We start from the raw sequence: 20,767 nt of genomic DNA, 5'->3' as shown, positions 1-20,767 counted from the left end.
CCTCCTTCGTCCAGTCAACGATCCCGATCCGGCGCACGGCTTCGCCGTCAGACCTTCCGCGCGACACCGACGATTCGGCGCCGTCACCCGCCGTACCCGAGCAGCCGCAGCAGGCTGCCGACGCGGACCGCATACGTATGCTCCCGCAGCGTCCGGGCGTAACCGCGCACGGCGATCCGGCGCCGCTCGTCGTCATGGCGGAGATAATACCGGATTTTCGCGGCCAGTTCGGCCGGGCTTTCGAACGTCTCGAGCTCGAGGCCCGGACGGTAATGCGCCTCGAGATCCGGGCGCCGATCCGTGAGCTGGAACGCGCCGCACGCGGCGATCTCGAACGTGCGCGGGTTGACCGAGAGCCCCGGCAGCCCGCTCGCATTCGCGTTGTCGGAGCCCGGCTCCGCCGGTCGGTGCAGATTGATCACGATCTTCGCGCCGTTGTACCAGAGCACCGATTCGTCGACCGGCAGCCAGCCCGGCCGGATCGACCGTTTCAGCCGTTCGTAGTTCCTGAGCCGCTCCCACAGTCCGCCGGCAATGAACACCTTGAGGCCCGCCAGCTCCTCCGCGATCGCGTCGAACGTCTCGACCCGGTTCCAGAACGCCTGGCCAATGAAGCAGACGTCGCAGCGGAAGTCGGCCGGCGGCTTCAACGGACGGAACCGCTCGATGTCGGCGGCGAACGGGAGATGATGGACTTCGGGGCAGCCGAAAGACCGGTACCATTCCACCGTCGAACGCTCGTGCGTCACGACGACGTCGTAATGCGGCGCGATCGCCGCCGTATGCGCCGTCACGTACGGATCGTCCGCGAACCAGATGACGGTCCGGATTCCCATTTCCCGAATCCGGTCGATCTGCTCGAGATGGTCGTCCGGGAACACGTGCAGCCCGTTCAGCACGAGGACGAGATCGGGCCGGATGAGCGACGCCATCTCCGCCATCAGCGTCGGATCGGCGACGTGAAGCTCCGCCGCGTACAGCTTGAGCGCGCCGATGATCCCGCCGTCGATCGATTCGAACCCCTGCGGCACATAGATCACCCGGACGGGCAGCCGCTCGGGAATGACCGGCGGAATCGCGGCCGCCGCCGCCAGGACGGCGCCTTCCCGCCATCCGTCGGACCAGCCGACCCGCCAGCCGTCCCTCCTTCCCGCCTTGTAAGCGCTGCGAAGAGCCGTCCGGGCGTAAGCCACGCCGCGCCCGCGGCTCGTTTGCCCTGCACGTGCCAGCACTCGGCTCACCGCCTTCTTCTCCGTATTCGAGCCCTTCCGGGAAGGCAGGCCGTGACCCGCCCGCCTTCCGCGCCGTCCTGGGTAATATATGCCGGCCGGGCGGCGTGCTCATGGTCACTTGTCCGCCCGCGGCAAAAACAGGCGTTCGCCTGTCCGTTCCCGCGAACGGCAGCAGCCGCCCGTTGAAACGTCCGCCGGCCGGATACGTATAGATGGAGAGATGGAGCTGTTTTCGCGGCAAGGGGGGTGCGGCACGTGACCGTCTTCGGTTCCGTCGGTTTTGTCGGTATCATGATCCTGCTGGTGCTCGCGGCGTGCTACTTTCTGCCGGCCATCGTGGCGATCGCCAGGGACCATGAGCACAAAGGCGTCATCTTCCTGCTCAATCTTCTGCTCGGCTGGTCGTTCATCGGCTGGATCATCCTGCTGATCTGGGCATTCAGAAGCGGACCCGCCGTGGCCAGATACTAGCGGACAAAAGAAACGGCCCCGTCCACTCGTGGACGGGGCCTTTCGCCGTTACGGCTGACTCTCGTATGCGAGCTGGTGCCCGTCTTCGAACCCTTGCGCAAATCCCGCGTTGTACCCTTCATTGTACGCCTCGTTGTATCCCCTGCGGTATGCCGCCGCGCCGCTCCCGCGCCTGCGAAGACGCCGGGTTCTCCTTCCGGTCCGTCGGCCGGGGATGCGCCGGACGGCCCTCCCGCGCCGCGCGTACCGTCTGCGCCGCGTGCGCCGGGAAGCCCGCGCCGTCCCGCGGCGCAGCCGCCGGCGGGCCGAAGAGCCCCGGCCGGTTCCGGAGCGCGTCCGCCTTCTCCTCCTTCTGATCATTCCGGTTCCCTCCCGTCCGTCAACCTGCCCTCCGCCGGGCGTCCCGTCCCGTCCGCCGTCCGAAGCCGCGCCGCTAGCCGGCTCCTTTCCGGCCGTGCGGTCGATGGCCGAACAACCGGGCCGCCGCAGCCGCGCGGCACCTTGCCCGCCCGCGCCACGCCGCAAGGCGCATGGCGGCAAACCGCCTTTGTCCGCGGATCGTCCCCTGCGCCGCCGTCCGAACCGCCGTCCGCGATCCGCGGCCGGAGCCGGCTGCCCGCAAGCCACGGCGCCGACGGCCGCCCGTATTGCAAACGCCGCAGCTTCACGCCGAGCAGCGACTCGCACATGCGAAGCTGCAGCGCGGCCAGGCGCGCCAGCAGCGCCGCCGCATCCTCCGGCCGTTCCGCGGGATAGCGCGCGTTCAGATCGGCCGCGCTCTCCAGCATGCGCGCGACGGCCCGTTGGCTCGAAGCCAGCGCTTCGAGCAGCGCCAGCTTCGCCTCCCGCTCCCGTTCCAGCCGCGGCATCGCTACTGATCCCCGAAATCGAGCTTGCCGTCGAACAGGTTGAACTGGCTGAACTGGCCGCCTTCGTCCCCCTCGCCACCGAGCACCGCCTTGAGGACGCCGGTCAGGCCGCGGCTCAGCTTCGTCAGCCCCTCGATCGTCTCCAGCACATGCTCGTGGATGCCGATCGGATGCTTCACCTGGCTCTCGTGGTCGGCGAACACGTCGGACGTGACGTGGTTGATCAGCCAGTTCCGCATTTTTTCCGCCTCGACGGCCTTCGCTTCGAGAATCTGGGCCACGTTCCACTGGATGTTCGCGGCGGTGTTCAACATGCGCATGTACGCCTGTTCCCGGCTCACCTGTCCTTCCTCCCGCTCATTCTTCGGAAGCGCCGTCCAGCTCCTTCATGACGGCGGCGAGATGCTCGGCCATCGCATCCTGCAGATCGGCGAGGTTGTGCAGATAGGCGACGATGCTCTTGCCGAGCTCCCGGGAATGCTCCATCAGCCCGTCGAACGCGCCGAGGTCCGGATGCTGGTCCGGCAGCGCCTGGATGATCTGCGCCATCCGCACCGCGACGTGCCGTTCGGCTTCCAGCACGCGCGCCGCCTGGGCGTGCGCCAGGGACAGATGGTGGATTAGTTCGTCCAAGAGACGCTGCATCGCCGATCCGCCTCCCCGTGTCCCGCCTTATCCGTTACAGCATATGCGAAAAACATCCCGCTGCCACTTCGCCTCAAAGCCGCTGTTCCGTGCGCACCGGTGCGATGATCGGCAGCCCTTCCGGCGCCGCCGCGAGCGCCTCCGTCAGCGGCACGGCCGGCTTCTCCGCAAGCCCCCACATCTCCGCGGCCAGGCGCGACGCGATCGGCCGGCGCACGCCGTCCTCGACATGCTGGAGCGTGCCGTCCGGCATGCGGACGAGAACGGCTCCCTCCCGCCCGTCGCCGGAGACGCCGCCGTGCCAGAGCCGCTCCGCTTCCGCCGCGGCGATCGGCGGACCGATCGGCCAGCGCCGGAGATCGATCGCGGTCAGCCGCGCCGCCGGAATCGCGGGTTCGCCTTCGACCGGCCGGCGCTCGCCCGGAGCGATCCACCAGAGCGCGCCCTTCAGATCCCGGACCGCCACGTGCCGCGGATAGAAATCCGCCTCGCTGAAAGCGGCCTGGATATCGTCTCCGAAGCCGGCGGGCTGACGCGCCCGGACCCAGTTGCGTACCCTTGCCACCAACCCGTGCGGATCGTGTCCCCATTTCTCGCCGTAATGGGCCGCGTTGCGCGCGTTCACGGCCGTAAGTTCCGGTCCGAGCGCCTTGATGCTGACGCTGCCGAAATGGTGGATGAACGTGTCCCCCGCGATCACGAGCTTGAGGCCCAGCAGCTTCACGCGGATGTTGTAATCGTCGTCCTCGTAATTCCCGAACGCAAATCCCTCGTCAAAATATCCCGTCCGCTCCCACACGTCCCGCCGGAACGCGAGACAGAAACCGGTGAGCCGTTCCGTCTCCCGCCAGCGCGCCGGGTCGGAACGGTTGTACGCGGCCGCGAACGCCTGCATGTCCCTGAGATCGCGGTACGGCACCTCGATCAGCTGTTCGCCGCCGATATAATTCGTCACCGGCCCGACCAGCCCGATCCGCTCGTGGCTGTACAGGCACGCGAGCAGGTTGTCGAGCCAGCGGGGAGTGACGACCGTGTCGTTGTTGAGCAGCACGATCGTCCGCCCCTTCGCCATCATGAGCCCGCGGTTGACCGCGCCGGCGAAGCCGTGGTTGCGGTCCAGCAGCCGGTACCGGACCCGGCCGCGCAGCGATTCCAGATATGCCGCCGTTCCGTCCGTCGAGCCGTTGTCCACCACGATGATCTCGTAGGGAACGAACGTATGGCGGAAAATGCTGTCCACGCACATCCGCAGATATTCCAGCTGATTCAGCGTCGGAATGATGATGCTGGTTCCGTCGAACAGCCGCCCGAAGCCCTGGAGCCCGGCCGCGAAGCCGTCGCGGTAGCCGGCTTCGCGCCCCGCCTCGTAGGCTTGCCTGCGTTCCGCGCTGCCGGTCCTTCCGGCGTCGGCGGCGGTTCCGCCGCCATGGTGCGTCTCCGGCCGGACGGCCGTGCTCCGGCCGCGCGACCGCCGGACGGCGTGCCCGCGGGCGGCGCTGATCCCGTCCGCTTCCCGCGCCGATCCGGCCGCGTTTCCGCTCCGCCCGGACCGCGCCTTCCCCCGCCGGTTCCGCCGCCCGCGTCCGCGCGCCGCCAATGCGAGTGCCTTCATCCGTCCCACCCCCCTTCCGGTTGATGGCGACCCGGCCCACCGCGGCCGCCCGTTCCGACGCGTTCGGACGGAGCCGTCAGATTTGGCCGGGCGGTCTGGAGGCGATATGATCGGCGAGATGGCCGAAGTCGAGCGCCGCCTTGCCGAACTGCGCCGCCAGCAGGGAGGCGATGACGACGGCCGGAATGCCCGCGGCGACGAGCGCCAGATCGAAGCTGTCGCGCGCGGCGGCCGCTTCGCCGATCACCCGGTCGATGTCCGGAAAGCCCCGGACCGGCGTGATGACGCCCGTCACCGCGAAGCCCGCCTGCTGCAGCCGCTCCGCCAGCCCCGGCGCCGCGTTGCCGATCACGAGCGTGCGCCTGCCCGCGAGAAGCCGGGTCAGCAGCCCGGTTTGGTACAGGCTGTAATTGATCGTCGACTCCGTCAGCCGGAGGGCCCGGAGGTCGATGCCGTTCGCGGCCAGCGCCGGGCCGAGCAGCTGACCGAAATGCCGCCTGCGCGAAATCGGCACGCCGACGATCGTAGCCTGCCGCACCGCTTCCGCGAGCCGCGCCCGCGCCGCATGGTCGGGCACGACCAGGCCCGCGGCGGCGAGGAAGGGCGCTTCGCGGCGGACCGTCTCCGCGTCGTACACCGCGTCGTGCGCGAGCGCCAGCAGCTCGCCGTCGCCGAGCCGGACGACCGATATCGGCCGTCCTTCGGCCAGCGCCGCTTCGAACGCGTGGTACACGCCGGCCGCGTCGATCAGCGGCAGCAGGCGCGGCCGGAGCGCCTCGACGCCCGCCGCGATCACCTCGCGAAGCGTCAGGTCGCCGGACGAAAAACCCGCCGGCACCGCCTGCTCGAGCAGCATTTCGCCTCCCTCGTAGCGGCCCCGCTCCAGCGCTTCCTCGATCCATGCGGCCGGGACCGTCTCCGCCCGTTCCCGTTCGTCCGCGGCTCCTCCTGACGCCGGCCGGCGCCGTTTCCGCACCGCCGGCCGCGCGCCGGACGGAAAGCCGCGGCGCCTTCTCCTTCTTCTTCTTGCGTTCACGGAGGATCCCGCGGCGGCGCTCCGGCCGGCGGACTTCCGCCTCCGTGCGCGCCCGCGCGGCCCCCGCGCGTTCCCGCTTGGGCCGCGCAGCCTACTCGTTCCGGGTATCCCCCGCGCCCCAACCTTCGGAACCGCCGCGCCGTTCACGTCCGTCTCCTCCCGAACCGGTCGATCGCCTCATGCCAGGATTCGAACGTGCCCGCGTCCGTCCACCAGCCCGTGAGCGTCCGGTGGGTCAGTTTTCCCGAGGCGGCATAGACGTTGTTCACGTCCGTGATCTCCAGCTCGCCGCGCCGGGACGGCCGAAGCCGGCGGATGATCCCGAACACGTCCGCATGATAGAAATAAATGCCCGTTACGCACAGATCCGAAGCGGGCCGTTCCGGCTTCTCCTCGATCCGCGCGATGCGCCCCGACCCGTCGAACACCGGCACGCCGTAACGGCCCGGGTCGTCCACCCGCTTCAGCAGCACCATCGCGCCTTCCGGCTGGGCTTCAAACGCCTCGATGTGGGGCTTCAGCGGCTCCTCGAACAGGTTGTCGCCGAGCAGCACGACGATTTTGTCGTCCGGATCGATGGCCGGTTCGGCCTGCGCCAGCGCCTCCGCGATGCCGCCGGCCTCCTCCTGGATCCGGTACGTGATCGACAGCCCCGCTTCGCGCCCGCTGCCCAGATAGGCGATGAACGAGCCGGCCGACTCCCTGCCCGTCACGAGCACGACTTCCCTGATCCCGGCCTCCTTCACCTTCGCGATCGCATGGCCGATCATCGGCCGGTCGCCGACGGGCAGCATATGCTTGTTGTACAGCTTCGTCAACGGCCGGAGACGCGTTCCGGCGCCCCCGGCAAGCAGCACAGCCTTCAAGCCGCTCCCTCCCCGTATTGCGCGGTCAGTGGAACCATTCCGGATCCGCCTGCCATTTCGCGATGAACAGCTCCCGGTTGCGGGCGATGAGCGCCCGCTGCGCCGCTTCCCCGCCGATCCGGAAGCTGGCGCTGCCCTCATGCCAGACGAGCGTGTCGCGGCAGATGCGCAGCCCGTACCCGTGCATGCGGATCCGGAAGCAGTAGTCGTCGTCTTCGTAGTGCCCGGGCGAAAAGCGTTCGTCCAGGCCGCCGACCTTCTCGTACACCGCCCGCCGGATCAGCAGGCAGAATCCGACGAGCCGGAGCGCCGGTTCCCGCTTCGCCGGGTCCGGCACGTTCAGGCGACCGGCGATTTCGACGAACGTATCCGGACCGTCGAAAGCGAGATCGATTCGCTGGCGGGGGGCGGCGTAATTGGACACCGGCCCGACCGCGCCGATTTCGTCGGACGCGTGGAGCGCGTCGAGCAGATTCTCGAGCCAGCGGGACGTCGCGACGACGTCGTTGTTGAGCAGCAGGATGTGCTCGCCGGCCGCCATGCGCATCCCCTTGTTGCACGCCCGGGGAAAACCGCAGGTGTCCGGCAGCCGGATGAACGGAAGCCGCTCGTCCGCGCACCACTCGGCCGTGGAGTCGGCCGATCCGTCGTCCACAACGATGATTTCGTAAGGGGTCTTCACGGGATCCGTGTACCGCCGGATCGACGCGACGCAGCGGCGCAGCAGCATGAGCCCGTTCACGCTCGGAATCACGATGCTCGTCAGCCCGTAGCGCACGGCGAATCCCTCCTTGCCGCATCGCGGCGCCGCGACGCGTCGGGAACCCCGAGTCGCGGCCCGGTCCGGTCCATGACCGCCCGCAGCGCCTCGAGATGATCGCCGACGATCAGGCGCGATACCGGATTGGCCCTGCCCGTGTTCGCCTCGCGCAGCCGGTTGCGGCGAATGACGTCGACGGAACCGCCGATCCGCACGTCGAGGCCGGACGCGATCGCGAGCGCCTGCGCCTTCGGCGGCACGGCGAGCGCCGCCGTCCCGATCCGCTCGAGGGCGCGGCGGCTCAGCGCGTGCGGCACGGCCGTCATCGAAGCCGCGCCCAGATCCGGGCGTCCGAGCGCGCGGTTCAGGAACGCCTTCATCCGCGTCACGTCGTCCCACCGGTTGAACGGACCGAGATGACGGTCGAGCCCGTTCAGCGCCACATCCGCGCCGCGGCGCACGGCTTCCACGAACGGCGCCAGCTTGTGCGCGGGAAGCGCGAGATCCCCGTCCAGGAAGAGCAGGATGTCCGCGTCCGCCGCGGCGGCGCCGGCCGCGCGGCCGACATCGTGGCCCAGCGGCTCCGGATAGTGGAGGATCGTCACACCGGGACAGGCGCGGACGACCGCGAGGGTCCCGTCCGTGCAACCGTTCAGCACGACGATCAGCTCATCCGGATGCAGCCGCCGCGCCTCCCGGATGACGCCGCCGATCGTCTCGGCTTCGTTGCGGGCCGTGATGATGACGGCCAGCCTTCCCGCGCCGGCACGCTTCACCGGAGACAAGGCCGGCTGAGCCGGGCCGCGGACCTCCCGGGCGCCCACGGCCCTTCTCCGCTTCCACCGGCGGTCCGAACGGCCGGGCGCCCGTTTCCGCAGGCCGCGCCCCGGAATGCCCCCGTTCCGGGCCGGAAATTTCCCGGTTCCGCGGCGCACGGTCGCGCGGCGCACGCTTCCCCGCCGCGGGATGCGGCCCGTGCCGGACCCGGTTCCCTTCCGGCGCCGCATGGTTCTTCCCTTGCTGTGGCCGCCTGCCAACGACGCTCACCTCACTTTGTCCCGCCGGCGCTCTCCGTCTCCGAACCCGCCGCGCGGACCGGTCCGTTCGGTCAGCCAGGCGATGGCTTCGAGATGGTCTCCCACGATCAGCGGCTCGAGCGACCGGCTTCGCTCCCGCGCCCGGCGGGGCGGATTGAGGCGTCCGACCGGCACGCGGCCGGCGAGGCGGATGTCGAGGCCCAGAACCGCGGCCTTCGCCTGGGCGAGCGGCGGCACCGCCAGCGCGTCGGCGCCGATCGCCTCCAGCGCCCGCCGGCTCAGCGCGTGCGGCACGGCCGTCATCGACGCTCCGCCGAGATCGGCGCGCCCGAGCGCCGCGTTCAGCGCGTGCTTCGCGAGCACGACCCCGTGGACCCGGCTCGTGCGGGTCGGCCCGTGGTAATCGTTGAGCGCGACATCCGCGCCCGCCCCGACCGCCCTGACGAACGCCGCGAGCGCTTCCCGCCGGATCACCATGTCGCCGTCGATGAAGAGCAGAATGTCGCCGCGCGCGGCCCGGGCTCCGACCGCGCGGCCGACGTCGTGGCCCAGCGGCTCGGGGAACGCGATCACGCGCGCGCCCGCCCGGGCGGCGGCGGCCGCGGAGCCGTCCGTCGAGCCGTTCACGACGACGATCACCTCGGTGCGGGGATGGACGCCGCGCGCCTCCCGCACGACCGCCCCGATCGTGCGGGCTTCATTCATGACCGGAACGATCACCGATACGGCCGGCCGCCCGTGCGGCCGTTCCGTTCCGCCCGCGGGTGCGGCCGTCGCCGCGGATTCCGGCGGCCGAAGCTCCGTGGGCGCTTGTCCCCTTTGCGGGTGTGCGAAGCCCGGATGCGCAGGCGGCATCCGCCCTTCCATGGCAGCCGGATGCCGCCCGTTTCCCGGGCGTCCCCTTCGCCCGCGGGACGCGGGCCGCCTGCCGCGGGATGCCGTCGTTCCGCCCGCCGCCGGACGGCCCGCACGCCGCCCGTTTCCGCGAACGCGGGCCGGATGCGCCATCCTCCCGCCCGGCGACCGACGGACGGGAAGCGCCGCCCGGTTGCCCGCCAACCGCCGCGCCCCGGCATTCCCGCGGCTGCCGGTCTGACGCGCCCTTCCGGATATCCGCACAGCCGTCACCCCCGGAAGATCCTCATTGTCCGAACGATTCCATCCCATTGTATGTCCCGGAGACGAGCGCGCAACGGCAAATGACTCGTGGGCGGCACTCCCGTCCCGGATGCGGGATCGATGCGGAATCAACGGATGCACCCTTGCACCGCCGTTCACATTTGCATCGGCCGCCCGCGGGCAAAAAAAGATCCGCGGTGTTCCGTGAACACCGCGGAAGATGGACGTTCCCCGCATCCTTGTCCATGGCCGCACACGCGGCCTGACTCCGGACCAACCGCAACCCGGTTTCGGATTACGCCCGGAACCCGATGGCGACCCAGTTCAGCATGCCGCTCGGCGCCGGGCTGATCCGCAGCCGGCTGACCGTCACGACGGCGTATTCGGGATGTTTTTCCCGGATCGTCGCGATGACGTCCGGATGGTCCGCGGTCACCGCCAGCGCGTACTGATCGTCGGCGTACGTCTCGTCGAACGGCAGCGCGACATCGATTCGCTCTTCCGTTCCGGCGAACGCGAACGGCGCCAGGCCGAACTGCTGCATCACCGAGCCGCCCTCCGGCGCCATGACCGGGTTGAAGGCCAGCTTCGACGCCGGCAGACTGTAGTCGCGGACATGGTGATCGGCAATCGCGTCGGCCGCGATATGGCGTCCGGCAATCGCGCCGTCGGCGATCCGGGCGCCTGAGGCCACACCCGGTGCGGCGTCCGCCGGCTCGGCCGCCGCACCCGGGAACGGAGCGACCGCAGCCCGCGCGGTTTCCGCCAGCGCTTCAAGGACGTCGCCCGCCAGCTTCGCGGCCGTGACGGCGCCGTCCGCGAGATGTTCGGCGCGGACGGCCCCGGCCTGCAGATGCCGGCTGCCGACGGCTCCTGCCGCCAGGTGGCCGGTCCCCACCGTCCCCTCGGCCAGATGCGCCGCCGTGATCGAGCCGCGCCGGATGTGGTAGCCGTGGACCGCCTCCGCCTTCAGGTGCTTGCTGCCGATCGATTCCAGCGCGAGATGTTCCGCCTGCACCGCGCCCGGCGCGAGCGCGGCCGGCGTCACGGCCGACGCCGCCAGATGCTCGGACCCGACCGAGCCGGGAGCGAGATGCACGGAGTCGACGCTGCCTTCCTCCAGCTCCCGGCTCCCGACCGCGCCCGGTGCGAGATGCCGCCGCGACACCGCCTCCGGCTTGATGTGCGCGCCGTCCACCGCTTCCGGCCGGAGATGCGCCTCGCCGACCGAGCCGGGCGCAAGCTTCTCCGAAGTGACCGAATCGTCCGCCAGCTTCGGCGTCGTCACCGCCCCGTCCGCGAGATGCAGTTCCCGCACGACATCGCCGGCGATGTGGATGCCCAGCACCGCGCCGTCCGCCAGATGCCGGCTGCGCACCGCTTCGCCGGCCAGATGTTCCGGCCCCACCGCGCCTTCGGCCAGTTGCCCGGGACCGATCGACCGATCCGTCAGATGCGCGCCGCTTACGGCGCCGAACGCGATGTGCGCACCGCCGACGCTGCCCGGCTGCAGATGGCGGCTTCCGACCGCGCCTGGCATCAGATGCTCCGCGCCGACGGCCTGCCCGTCCAGCTGTTCCGGGCCGACGGAACCCGGCGCCAGCTTCGCGCGCGTCACCGCGCCGTCCGCGAGCTTCGCCGACGTGACGGCCGAATCCGCCAGCTTGTCGGTCGAGACGCTCTCGGGCGACAGCTTCAGCGACGTCACCGCATGATCTTCCAGATGATGCGGCTTCACCGCCCCCGGCCGAAGGTGGCGCTCAACCACGGCGCCGGACGCGAGCTTGCCCTCCGTCACCGCCCCGTCCGCGAGATGCCGGGTCTCGACCGCGCCGTCCGCCAGATGCGCCGCGCCGACCGCCTCTTCCCGGATATGACCGGACGAGACGGCTCCCGGCGCGATCGCCTCCTCCGTCACGGCGCCCCCGGCGAAATGGAACGCGCGCAGCGCCCCGGGCGCCAGTTTGTCGAACGTCACCGCCTCGTCCGCCAGATGATCCGTCCGGACGGCGCCGGGCGTGATGTGCTCCGGGCGGACGCTGCCTTCGGCCAGCTTGCTGTTCCCGACCGCGCCGTCCGCCAGCTGCATCATGCCGACGGCTCCGGGACCGATGTGATCCTCCTGCACGGCGAAAGGTGCCAGCTTCTCGCTCGTCACCGCCTCGTCCGCCAGATGCGCGGTGCCGATCGCCTGCCGCTGCACGTGCCGCGCCTCGACGCTGAGATCCGCGAGATGGCGGGCGTGGACCGAGCGGTCGGCCAATTTGTCCGCGTCCACGGATTGCCGCGCCAGGTGGCGCAGCTGCACCGATTCGTCCGCCAGCTTCGCCGCGGTGACGCTCCGGTCGGCGAGCTTGGACGCGGTGACCGCATGATCGACCAGCTTGATCGTCCCGACCGAGCCGTCGGCGAGCTTCATGGCCGTAACCGAGCGGTCCCCGATCTGCTCCGTGCCGATCTCACCGGGTGCGACGTGTTCGCCGCGGACCGCTCCCGGCGCGAGATGTTCCGATTGGACCGCTCCGGACGCCAGATGTTCCGGCCCGACGCTGTCCGGCGCCAGCGTGCGGCCCGAGACCGCCGATTCGGCGAGATGCACGGCCTCGACGGCGCCCGGAGCGAGATGTTTTCCCAGGATGGCACCCGGCGACACGTGCTTGGCGAGCAGAATCCCGTCTTTCAGATGCCGGCTCTCGATCTCGCCTTCCCGGATCTTCGCTCCGGTCACCGCGCCGTCCCTGATCTTCGAGGTCGTGACGGACGCTTCGGCGAGCTTGGACGTGTCGACCGCCTCGTTCGCGAGTTTGTCGCGGGTGACGGCGCCGCTGCGGATCTTCTCCGTCGCGATCGCATGGTCGGCGATCAACTCGCTCGTCAGGATGTCCGGTTGAAGATGCTTCGCCTCGATCGAACCGGGTGCGATTTTGTCGCCGCCGATCGCGCGGTCCGCCAGTTTGTCCGGCGTAATGCTGCCGTCGCGCAGCTTCTCCCCGCCGATCGAGCGGTCAAGCAGCTTGTCGCCGGACACCGAATGCGGCGCCAGATGTTCACCGGTCACCGATTCGGGTGCCAGCTTTGCCGACGTGACGGCCCCGTCCGCGATTTTGATGCTCTCCACCGCGTAATCGCCGATCGTGTGCGTCACGACCGCACCCAGCCGGAGCCTGCTCGTGTCGACGGCGCCCGGCGCCAGCTTCCCGACCGTCACCGACTCGTCCGCCAGATCGTCCGTGAAAATGATCGGCTCAGGCCTTACGGGCGAACGCTTCTCCCCGATCGTCTCCAGCTTCGCTTCCCTGTCCGCTTCGGCCTTCGCGAGCGATTCGACCGCATCCGCCTCCAGCGCCGCGTCCCGTTCCGCTTCCCGGATCGCCTCCTCGACGGACCGGACGGACGCCGTTTCCGCCGCCTGGTCCGTTTGGACGGCAGACGTCTCCGCCGGCTGGACGCCCGCCGTCTCCGACCCCTTCACGACGGCGCCGGACACCCCGGCCTGCCGGACTTCCGCGGTCCCCGGGCGTACGGCCGGCTGCTCGTCGAGCCATCGCAGCTCGGAACGGTTCGGATCATCCACATAAAAGAGCGGTCTGCGCGCTCTGGCCGGTCTTCCCCTCCGTTTTTTCGCCATGGCCCACTCCTTCTTTGCCACCGTAGAGTCATCTGCATCATATGCAAACGTCCATGGGCAGGTTCAACGGTTCCGGGGGAAATGAACCGCCTGAAGCCGCGCATCCCGCTTCTTGCGTCACCTATCCGCCGCCGCGGGCGACTCCGTCCGGTGCGCCGCGTGCCAGAGGGAGCCGACGCCGGCGCCGGTCGGCACGGCCTGCGCGATCGCCTCGCCGAGGAAGCGCCGCGCGGAGCGCACCGCTTCGGCGAGCGGCAGGCCCTTCGCCCGCAGCGCCGCGACGGCGGCCGAGAGCGTGCAGCCGGTCCCGTGCGTGTGCCGCGTCGCAACGCGCGGAGCACGGAGGAAGACCGGCTCCTCCGCATCGGCGCCGCACAGCACGTCGACGCATTCGCCGCCGGTATCCGGAAGATGCCCGCCCTTCAGCAGCACATTGCGCATGCCGAGCCCGAGCAGTTCCCTCGCCGCTCCGACCATGTCCGCTTCCGTCCGGATGGCGCGGCCGTCGATGCCGAGCAACGCGCACGCTTCGGGCAGGTTCGGCGTGACGAGCTCGGCCATCGGCAGCATGCGGCGCTTCAGGGCTTCCACCGCATCCGGGCGGAGCAGCGGATCGCCGCTCTTCGCGACCATGACCGGATCGACGATCAGGCTCGGCACGGCGTGCCGCTCCAGCGCGTCCGCGACCGCCCCGATGACGGCGGCATCGTGCAGCATGCCGGTTTTGACCGCGTCGACGCCGATGTCGCCGAGCACCGAATCGATCTGCGCCGCCACGGCCTCCGGCGGCAGCGGCCACACCCCCTGCACGCCGAGGCTGTTCTGCGCCGTCACGGCCGTGATCGCGCTCATCCCGAAAACGCCGAGCTCCTGCATCGTCTTCAGATCGGCCTGGATGCCCGCCCCGCCGCCGGAATCGGAGCCGGCGATCGTCAACGCGCGCGGGACGGGATGCCGGCGTCCGTTCGCCATCATGCGGGCCTCCCTTCTCCTCCGATTTGCCTGACCGGCGCGAATCGCACCGGATCGAACGCGTCCAGCGGCACGGGCGGCGCCTCGTCCGCAAGCAGCGCGGCGACGGACGCGCCCGTGACGGGCGCGAGCAGAATGCCGTTCCGGTAATGACCGGCCGCGATCACGACCTGCGGCGCGTGGGGCAGCCGGCCGATCAGCGGCCGGCCGTCGAGGGTGCCGGGCCTCAGGCCCGCCCACCGGTGCACCGGCTCGAGATCGGCCAGCATCGGGAACACCTTCGGCCCCTGGCGGACGAGCCGGGCGATGCCGCGCTCCGTGACGGACGCGTCGAACCCCGCGACATCCTCCGAAGCGCCGCAGACGAGCGTGCCGTTGCTCTTCGCCGTCCAGTAGGCCTGCGGCGAGACGACGATATGGCGGACGAGCCCGATCGGCACCGCGTAGGCGCAGATTTGCCCGCGGATCGGGTGGACGGGCAGCGGGATGCCGAGCTCCCGCTCGAACAGGCCGGTCCAGGCGCCCGTGCAGACGACGAGCCGGTCGCCCGCGAACGTCCCGGCGCGCTCCGTCGCGACCTCGACCCCGTCCGCATGGAGCTTCAGGCCCACGGTCCGGCCGGCCTCCGCGATGACGGAGACGCCGCGGCGCCGGCAGGCGGCTTCGAGCGCCTCGACGAGCGCCGGCGCATACACGTGGCTCTCCTCCGGCACATGGAGCGCCGTCCGGATGTCCGTCGAAAGCAGCGGCTCGAGCCGCCGGAGCGCGGCCGCATCGACGAGCTCCGCGCCGGCGCCGTACCGGTTCTGCCAGGCCATGCGCGCGGTCAGCGGCAGCACGTCCGCTTCGTTGAACGCGACGGCGAGGCTGCCGCTCCGGTGCAGCTCGACCCGCACGCCGGACGCCTCCGTGATCTCGTCCAGCCATTCGGGGTACAGGCGAAGGCTTTTCAGGCAGAGCGCGAAGAAGGGATCCGGCCCGTCCGGATTTTCGGTGTACGGCGCCAGCATGCCGGCGGCGGCTCCGGATGCCTGTCCGCCGGGCCGGCCGGCCTCGATGACGGTGACGGCGAACCCCCGGCCGGCCGCCGCGAACGCCGACGCGAGCCCGATGATGCCGCCGCCGAGCATGATGATCCGCCCGCTCATCCGCCCGTCACCCGCGGGACGGATGCGGCCGAAGCTTCCGCGCGGTCCGCGAGCGGCTCGAGCACGCCGTCCGGATCGCTGCTCGCCGTGGCGTAACGCCGCTTCGGGATGCGGCCGGCCGCCCGGGAGAGCGCCCCGGCCTCGACGGCGAGCGCCATCGCGCGGGCCATCGCGACCGGATCGAGCGCCTTCGCGACCGGCGTGTTCACGAGGATGCCGGAGGCGCCGAGCTCCATCGCCTGCGCGGCGTCCGCGGCCGATCCGAGGCCGGCGTCGACGATGACCGGCACCTGCGCCTCCTCCGCGATCAGGCGCAGGTTGTACGGATTCAGGATGCCGAGCCCGGTGCCGATCGGCGAGCCGCCCGGCATGACGGCGGCCGCCCCGGCCTCCGCGAGCCGCCGGCACAGCACCGGATCGTCGGACGTGTAGGGCAGCACGGTGAACCCCTCATCGGCCAGCATCGCGGTCGCCTTCAGCGTCTCGACCGGATCCGGCAGCAGCGTGCGCGGGTCGGCGCTGATCTCGACCTTCACCCAGTCGCCGAGCCCGGCCGCCCGGGCCAGCCGCGCGATGCGCACCGCTTCGGCCGCGTTTGACGCGCCGGACGTGTTCGGCAGATAAATGAGATCCCGCCCCTCGAGATGCTGCAGCACCGAATCGTCCGCCGTCTCGTCCAGATTCACCCGGCGGACGGCGAACGTGACGACCTGCGCGCCGCTCGCTTCGAGCGCCTGGATCATGACCGCCGGGTTCGGGAACCGTCCCGTGCCGAGAAAAAGGCGTGACCGCAGCGTACGCCCGCCGATCACGAGCGGCGGGACGCGGTAATTCGCCTCGAACATCCGATCAGCCTCCTCCCTTGAAATGAACCAGTTCCACGACCGCGCCGGCCTTGAGCGGCGTCCGGCCCCACTCGGCGCGCGCGACGATCTCGCCGTCCACCTCGGCGACGATGCGCCGGTCCGCAAGGCCGTGCCGCTCGATGAGCTCCATGAGCGTCCGCGCCGTCGTCTTCGTCTCGCGCCCGTTGAGCCGGATCGGAATCGGGCCGCCGGCCGATCGCGCCGCTTCGCCCGCATCGGCCCGCCGTCCCGCACCGCCGTCGGCTTCCGCCCGTCCCGCTTCCCGGGCCTCGATCCGCCTCCGGAATTCCCGGCTCGCCGCTTCGGGGTCCGGGCTGCCGACGATCGCGGACACCGCGCACAGCCGGCGCGCCCCGGCGTCCAGCACCTCGTCCGCGTTGTCCAGCGTGATGCCGCCGATCGCGACCCACGGAATCGCGATCTCCCGCGCGGCCTGCCGGACGAATTCGAGCCCGACCGCCGGCCTGCCCGGTTTCGTCGGCGTCGGATAGACCGGACCGACCCCGATGTAGTCGGCGCCCTGCCGGACGGCTTCCCGCGCCTGGAAGATGTCGTGCGTCGAGATGCCGATGATCTTGTCTTCGCCGAGCAGCCTGCGCGCCTCCGCGATCGGCATATCCTCCTGGCCGAGATGGACGCCGTCCGCCTCCGCCTCGAGCGCCAGCTCCGGATCGTCGTTCACGATGAAGACCACGCCGTACCGCCGCGTCAGCTCCCGGAGCGCGCGGGCCTTCTCCAGCAGCCGGGACGGCGGCGTCTCCTTGTCCCTGAGCTGCACGACGTCCGCGCCGCCGCGGATCGCCGCCTCCATCACGTCGATCAGATCCCGCCCGGGATGGTAGGGCTCACCCGTAATCGCGTACAGCCGAAAATCGAATCCCGCTCGCCTCATCGCACCGTCACTCCTTCCCCTTCCCCGAGATGCAGAAGCTCCGTCAGGGCGCGCGCCGCTTCGTCCGCGTCCGGGACGCCCTGCACCAGCACGCGCCCTTCGCCCCGGAACAAAACGAACCGCCGGCCGTCCGCCGTCTCCGCGCGGATGAGCCACGGGTTGCGCGTGATGCGGCATCCGGCCCGCGCGAGCTGCGCCTCGATCCGCTCGAGCGGCAGCGGCCGGTCGAACGTAAGCTGCACCGTGTCCCGGCCGCACAGGACGGCGGCGCGGACGGAACCGCCGGACGCTTCATTCCGGACGGCCGCCCGCTCCGGCGTTCCGGACGGCATCCGCGCGTCCGCTGCACCGGCGGACCGCGCATCCGGAAACGCGACGCTTTCCCGTGCCGCCAACGCGGAGGCGCTCCTTTCCCCCGGAACCGACCCGCGGACCGCCCCGCCTCCGGTCTCGATCAGCCTCGCCCGGCCGCACACCGGACAATCCCGGGTCGGGCCGGGCAGCCGCCATTCCCGGAAGGCGAACGGCCAGAGCGAGACGGACAGCCAGGTCCGGCGCAGCGCGCCGCGATGGCCGGTCAGCCATTTGAGCGCCTCGGCCGCCTGCAGGGCGGCGACCAGCTCGACGATCGGCGAGATGACGCCCTCCGTCTCGCACGTTCCCGCTTCCGCCGCCCCGTGCTCATCGCCGATCAGGCAGCGCAGGCAGGCCGTCTCGCCGGGCACGAGCGGAGCGCTCATGCCCTCCGCGCCGACGGCGCCGCCGTACACGAACGGAATGCCGAGGGAGAAGCAGGCGTCGCTCAGGACGAGCCGCGTCGCGGCGTTGTCCGTTCCGTCGAGGACGAGATCCGTCCCTTCGGCAAACGCCGCCGCATTTTCCCGCGTGACGTCCGCGACATGCTCCTCGATCGCGATGCCGCTGTTGATCCGCCTGAGCTTCGCCGCCGCGGCGGCCGCCTTCGGCAGGGCCATCCGGGCGTCCTCCTCGTCGAACAGCGTCTGCCGCTGCAGGTTGCTGGGTTCGACGAAATCCCGGTCGACGATGCGGATATGCCCGACGCCGGCCCGCGCCATATGCTGCGCGAGCGAAGCCCCGAGGGCGCCGGCGCCGACGATCAGCACCGTCGAATCGAGCAGCCGGCGCTGCCCCTCCGGGCCGATCGGCGCGAACCGGATCTGCCGGCTGTACCGTTCCAGCGCGGCCGGGCCCAGAGCCGGGGATTCCGCCGCACGGTCCGCCGGTTGCTTTTCCCCCGCCCCGTTCGTCCGGCCGGCGTCAGCCATACAGGCTTCCTCCCGATTCGCGGAACGCGCCGGCGCGCTCCCGGAGGCCCGCCTCGACCGCCTCCTCGAGCGTCATGCCGCGGCTCGCCGCGTAATCCCGGAGCTCCTGCGTGATCTTCATGCTGCAGAACTTCGGCCCGCACATCGAGCAGAAATGGGCCGTCTTCGCTCCTTCGGCCGGCAGCGTCTCGTCGTGGTACGCCATCGCCCGCTCCGGATCGAGCGCAAGATGGAACTGGTCGCGCCAGCGGAACTCGAACCGCGCCTTCGAGAGCGCGTCGTCCCACTCCCGCGCCCGCGGATGGCCTTTCGCGAGGTCGGCGGCGTGGGCGGCGATCTTGTAGGCGATGACCCCCTCCTTCACGTCGTCCCGGTTCGGCAGGCCGAGATGCTCCTTCGGTGTCACGTAGCAGAGCATCGCCGTGCCGTACCAGCCGATCATCGCGGCGCCGATCGCCGACGTGATGTGGTCGTAGCCGGGCGCGATGTCGGTCGTGAGCGGCCCGAGCGTGTAGAACGGGGCGTCGTGGCAGACGGCCGCCTGGCGGTCGACGTTTTCCTTGATCAGATGCATCGGGATGTGGCCCGGACCTTCGACCATCACCTGCACATCGTGCTCCCACGCGATCTTCGTCAGCTCGCCCAGCGTCTCGAGCTCGGCGAACTGCGCCTCGTCGTTCGCGTCGGCGATCGAGCCGGGCCGGAGGCCGTCGCCGAGGGAGACCGTGATGTCGTAGGCGCGAAGAATCTCGCAGATTTCATGGAAATGGGTGTACAGGAAGTTCTCCTCGTGATGCGCGAGGCACCAGGACGCCATGATCGAGCCGCCGCGCGAGACGATGCCCGTCACCCGCTTCGCCGTGAGCGGAATGTAGCGCAGCAGCACGCCCGCGTGGATCGTCATGTAGTCGACGCCCTGCTCCGCCTGCTCGATCAGCGTGTCGCGGTAGACCTCCCACGTCAGATCGGCGGGATTGCCGCCGACCTTCTCGAGCGCCTGGTAGATCGGCACGGTGCCGACGGGCACGGGCGAATTGCGGATGATCCATTCGCGGGTCGCGTGGATGTTCCGCCCCGTGGACAGGTCCATGACCGTGTCGGCGCCCCAGCGGATCGCCCAGACCATCTTCTCGACTTCTTCCTCGATCGAGGACGCGACGGCGGAATTGCCGATGTTCGCGTTGATCTTGACGTGGAATTTCCGGCCGATGATCATCGGTTCGCTCTCGGGATGGTTGACGTTCGCCGGGATGACCGCGCGGCCCGCCGCCACTTCGGCGCGGACGAATTCGGGGTCCATCCCCTCGCGGATCGCGACGAACTCCATCTCGGGCGTGATGATGCCTTTCCGCGCGTAGTACATCTGGGTGACGGCGCGGCCGGGTTTCGCCCGCAGCGGCCGCCGCTTCGGGCCGGGGAACCGCTCGATGCCCGCGCGCTCCATCTGCTCCGCCGTTCGCCAGCCGTCGTCTTCCGGCCGTTCGGCGCGGCCTTCGTATTCCTCGATGTCGCCGCGCTCGGCGATCCAGGCGCTGCGCAGGGGCTTGAGGCCGCGGCGGATGTCGATGTCGGCGTCGGGATCGGTGTACGGCCCGCTGGTGTCGTACAGCCAGACCGGAGCATTGGGGACTTCGCCCCGGAGGGTGCGGCTCGGCGCGAGCGCGACCTCGCGCATCGGCACGCGCAGATCGGGGCGGCTGCCGGTGACGTAGACCTTCCGGCTGCCGGGGATCGGGGTGGCGGAAATCTCGATGGGCATGAAAAAAGACCTCCCGTTTGGATGATGCGAATCCATAGGAGGCCGGCGAGCGGCTTCGGTAGTCCGGCATCGGCGGAGGGTGCCCGGCGCGGACGCCGCGGGAACGATCGCCCCGCGGTCCGTCCCGGATCGGATCGCAAGCGGCGCGTCCCGCACGATCCGCGCATCCGCGATCGGATCGTGCATCGCAGCGGCCTCGCGGTCCGTCCGTCCCGGATCGAATCGGGCACCGCGATGGCCCCGCGAACCGCACCAATCGGTTCGTGCACCGCGGCGACCCCGCGGTCCGCACGTCCGTGACCGGATCGCGCCGCGGAACCCCCACGATCCGCGTCCGCGGCACCGGTGGCGGCAACCGGCCCGGAGCGGGTCCTTTGCCGCCGCATCCGCTGCCCGCGCAGCATCCATGAGCATATCGCGCTTCGCCTGCGACCGCACGGTCCGTCTTCCGCGCATGCATCACGCACCGCGGCAACCCCGCGTTCAACCGGCCCGCAGTCCCGGTTCGCGCGCGCCGCATCCGTCATGCATCCGCGTCCGGTTCGCGCGCCGCATCCGTCACGGCCGGC

General features: G+C 70.6%; 19 protein-coding genes. 1 reads left to right on the top strand and 18 read right to left on the bottom strand.

Annotation, left to right across the window (positions count from 1 at the left end; translation table 11 throughout):
* Nucleotides 1-83: 83 nt before the first annotated feature.
* The gene (locus A9Z00_RS09495) at nt 84-1,232 is read right to left on the bottom strand and encodes a CgeB family protein (protein ID WP_296976350.1); all 1,149 of its coding nucleotides are present in this window, start codon (nt 1,230-1,232) and stop codon (nt 84-86) included.
* 255 nt (nt 1,233-1,487) lie between these two features.
* On the opposite strand from A9Z00_RS09495, the gene A9Z00_RS09490 reads away from it, so the two are divergent.
* Nucleotides 1,488-1,703 (top strand): superinfection immunity protein, encoded by a 216-nt coding sequence (locus A9Z00_RS09490; RefSeq protein ID WP_296976347.1) that lies wholly within the window; start codon nt 1,488-1,490, stop codon nt 1,701-1,703.
* Between the two features lie 48 nt (nt 1,704-1,751).
* Here the strand turns inward: A9Z00_RS09490 and A9Z00_RS09485 are convergent, their stop codons facing one another.
* The 17 genes from A9Z00_RS09485 to thiC form a co-directional block, all read right to left on the bottom strand.
* A complete protein-coding gene (locus A9Z00_RS09485; protein WP_296976345.1) occupies nt 1,752-2,063 on the bottom strand; it encodes a hypothetical protein in 312 nt (103 codons plus the stop codon).
* Nucleotides 2,060-2,572: a hypothetical protein gene (locus tag A9Z00_RS09480; RefSeq protein ID WP_296976343.1), complete on the bottom strand. Its 513-nt coding sequence runs from the start codon at nt 2,570-2,572 to the stop codon at nt 2,060-2,062. Before A9Z00_RS09480 ends, A9Z00_RS09485 begins: the two co-directional genes overlap by 4 nt.
* A gap of 2 nt (nt 2,573-2,574) precedes the next feature.
* A complete protein-coding gene (locus tag A9Z00_RS09475) occupies nt 2,575-2,913 on the bottom strand; it encodes an alpha-helical endospore appendage domain-containing protein (RefSeq protein ID WP_296976340.1) in 339 nt (112 codons plus the stop codon).
* 16 nt (nt 2,914-2,929) lie between these two features.
* A complete protein-coding gene (locus A9Z00_RS09470; RefSeq protein WP_296976338.1) occupies nt 2,930-3,217 on the bottom strand; it encodes a nucleoside-diphosphate sugar epimerase in 288 nt (95 codons plus the stop codon).
* Nucleotides 3,218-3,290: 73 nt separating this feature from the next.
* Nucleotides 3,291-4,829 carry a glycosyltransferase family 2 protein gene (locus A9Z00_RS09465; RefSeq protein WP_296976335.1) on the bottom strand — a complete coding sequence of 513 codons (1,539 nt, stop codon included), beginning with the start codon at nt 4,827-4,829 and terminating at the stop codon, nt 3,291-3,293.
* Nucleotides 4,830-4,905: 76 nt separating this feature from the next.
* Nucleotides 4,906-5,805: a GT-D fold domain-containing protein gene (locus tag A9Z00_RS09460; RefSeq protein ID WP_296976332.1), complete on the bottom strand. Its 900-nt coding sequence runs from the start codon at nt 5,803-5,805 to the stop codon at nt 4,906-4,908.
* Between the two features lie 203 nt (nt 5,806-6,008).
* Entirely contained in the window at nt 6,009-6,731 is a 723-nt protein-coding gene (locus A9Z00_RS09455) for a sugar phosphate nucleotidyltransferase (RefSeq protein ID WP_296976329.1), read from the bottom strand.
* Nucleotides 6,732-6,756: 25 nt separating this feature from the next.
* Nucleotides 6,757-7,509, bottom strand: a complete 753-nt coding sequence (locus A9Z00_RS09450) for a glycosyltransferase family 2 protein (RefSeq protein ID WP_296976326.1) — start codon at nt 7,507-7,509, stop codon at nt 6,757-6,759.
* Entirely contained in the window at nt 7,494-8,315 is an 822-nt protein-coding gene (locus A9Z00_RS09445; RefSeq protein ID WP_296976323.1) for a glycosyltransferase family 2 protein, read from the bottom strand. Before A9Z00_RS09445 ends, A9Z00_RS09450 begins: the two co-directional genes overlap by 16 nt.
* A 219-nt stretch (nt 8,316-8,534) precedes the next feature.
* Complete coding sequence (locus A9Z00_RS09440) at nt 8,535-9,248, bottom strand: glycosyltransferase family 2 protein (protein WP_296976321.1); 714 nt, start codon at nt 9,246-9,248, stop codon at nt 8,535-8,537.
* 694 nt (nt 9,249-9,942) lie between these two features.
* Nucleotides 9,943-13,275: a WIAG-tail domain gene (locus tag A9Z00_RS09435; protein ID WP_296976318.1), complete on the bottom strand. Its 3,333-nt coding sequence runs from the start codon at nt 13,273-13,275 to the stop codon at nt 9,943-9,945.
* A 117-nt stretch (nt 13,276-13,392) separates the two neighbouring features.
* Nucleotides 13,393-14,247 carry a bifunctional hydroxymethylpyrimidine kinase/phosphomethylpyrimidine kinase gene (thiD, locus tag A9Z00_RS09430; RefSeq protein WP_296976316.1) on the bottom strand — a complete coding sequence of 285 codons (855 nt, stop codon included), beginning with the start codon at nt 14,245-14,247 and terminating at the stop codon, nt 13,393-13,395.
* Nucleotides 14,247-15,395: a glycine oxidase ThiO gene (gene thiO, locus A9Z00_RS09425; RefSeq protein ID WP_296976313.1), complete on the bottom strand. Its 1,149-nt coding sequence runs from the start codon at nt 15,393-15,395 to the stop codon at nt 14,247-14,249. Before thiO ends, thiD begins: the two co-directional genes overlap by 1 nt.
* Nucleotides 15,392-16,240: a thiazole synthase gene (locus A9Z00_RS09420; RefSeq protein WP_296976310.1), complete on the bottom strand. Its 849-nt coding sequence runs from the start codon at nt 16,238-16,240 to the stop codon at nt 15,392-15,394. The genes thiO and A9Z00_RS09420 overlap by 4 nt, the downstream gene beginning before the upstream one ends.
* Nucleotides 16,241-16,244: 4 nt before the next feature.
* A complete protein-coding gene (gene thiE / locus A9Z00_RS09410) occupies nt 16,245-17,153 on the bottom strand; it encodes a thiamine phosphate synthase (RefSeq protein ID WP_367189384.1) in 909 nt (302 codons plus the stop codon).
* A complete protein-coding gene (locus A9Z00_RS09405; protein WP_296976307.1) occupies nt 17,150-18,439 on the bottom strand; it encodes a ThiF family adenylyltransferase in 1,290 nt (429 codons plus the stop codon). Before A9Z00_RS09405 ends, thiE begins: the two co-directional genes overlap by 4 nt.
* Nucleotides 18,432-20,198, bottom strand: coding sequence for a phosphomethylpyrimidine synthase ThiC (gene thiC, locus A9Z00_RS09400; RefSeq protein ID WP_296976304.1), 1,767 nt, complete (start codon nt 20,196-20,198; stop codon nt 18,432-18,434). Before thiC ends, A9Z00_RS09405 begins: the two co-directional genes overlap by 8 nt.
* Nucleotides 20,199-20,767 lie beyond the last annotated feature (569 nt).

It is taken from the genome of Thermobacillus sp. ZCTH02-B1 (genome assembly GCF_002159085.1).
Classification (GTDB): domain Bacteria; phylum Bacillota; class Bacilli; order Paenibacillales; family Paenibacillaceae; genus Thermobacillus.
Note: the sequence above shows the minus strand (reverse complement) of the source record. Positions and strands in the feature narration are given on the sequence as shown.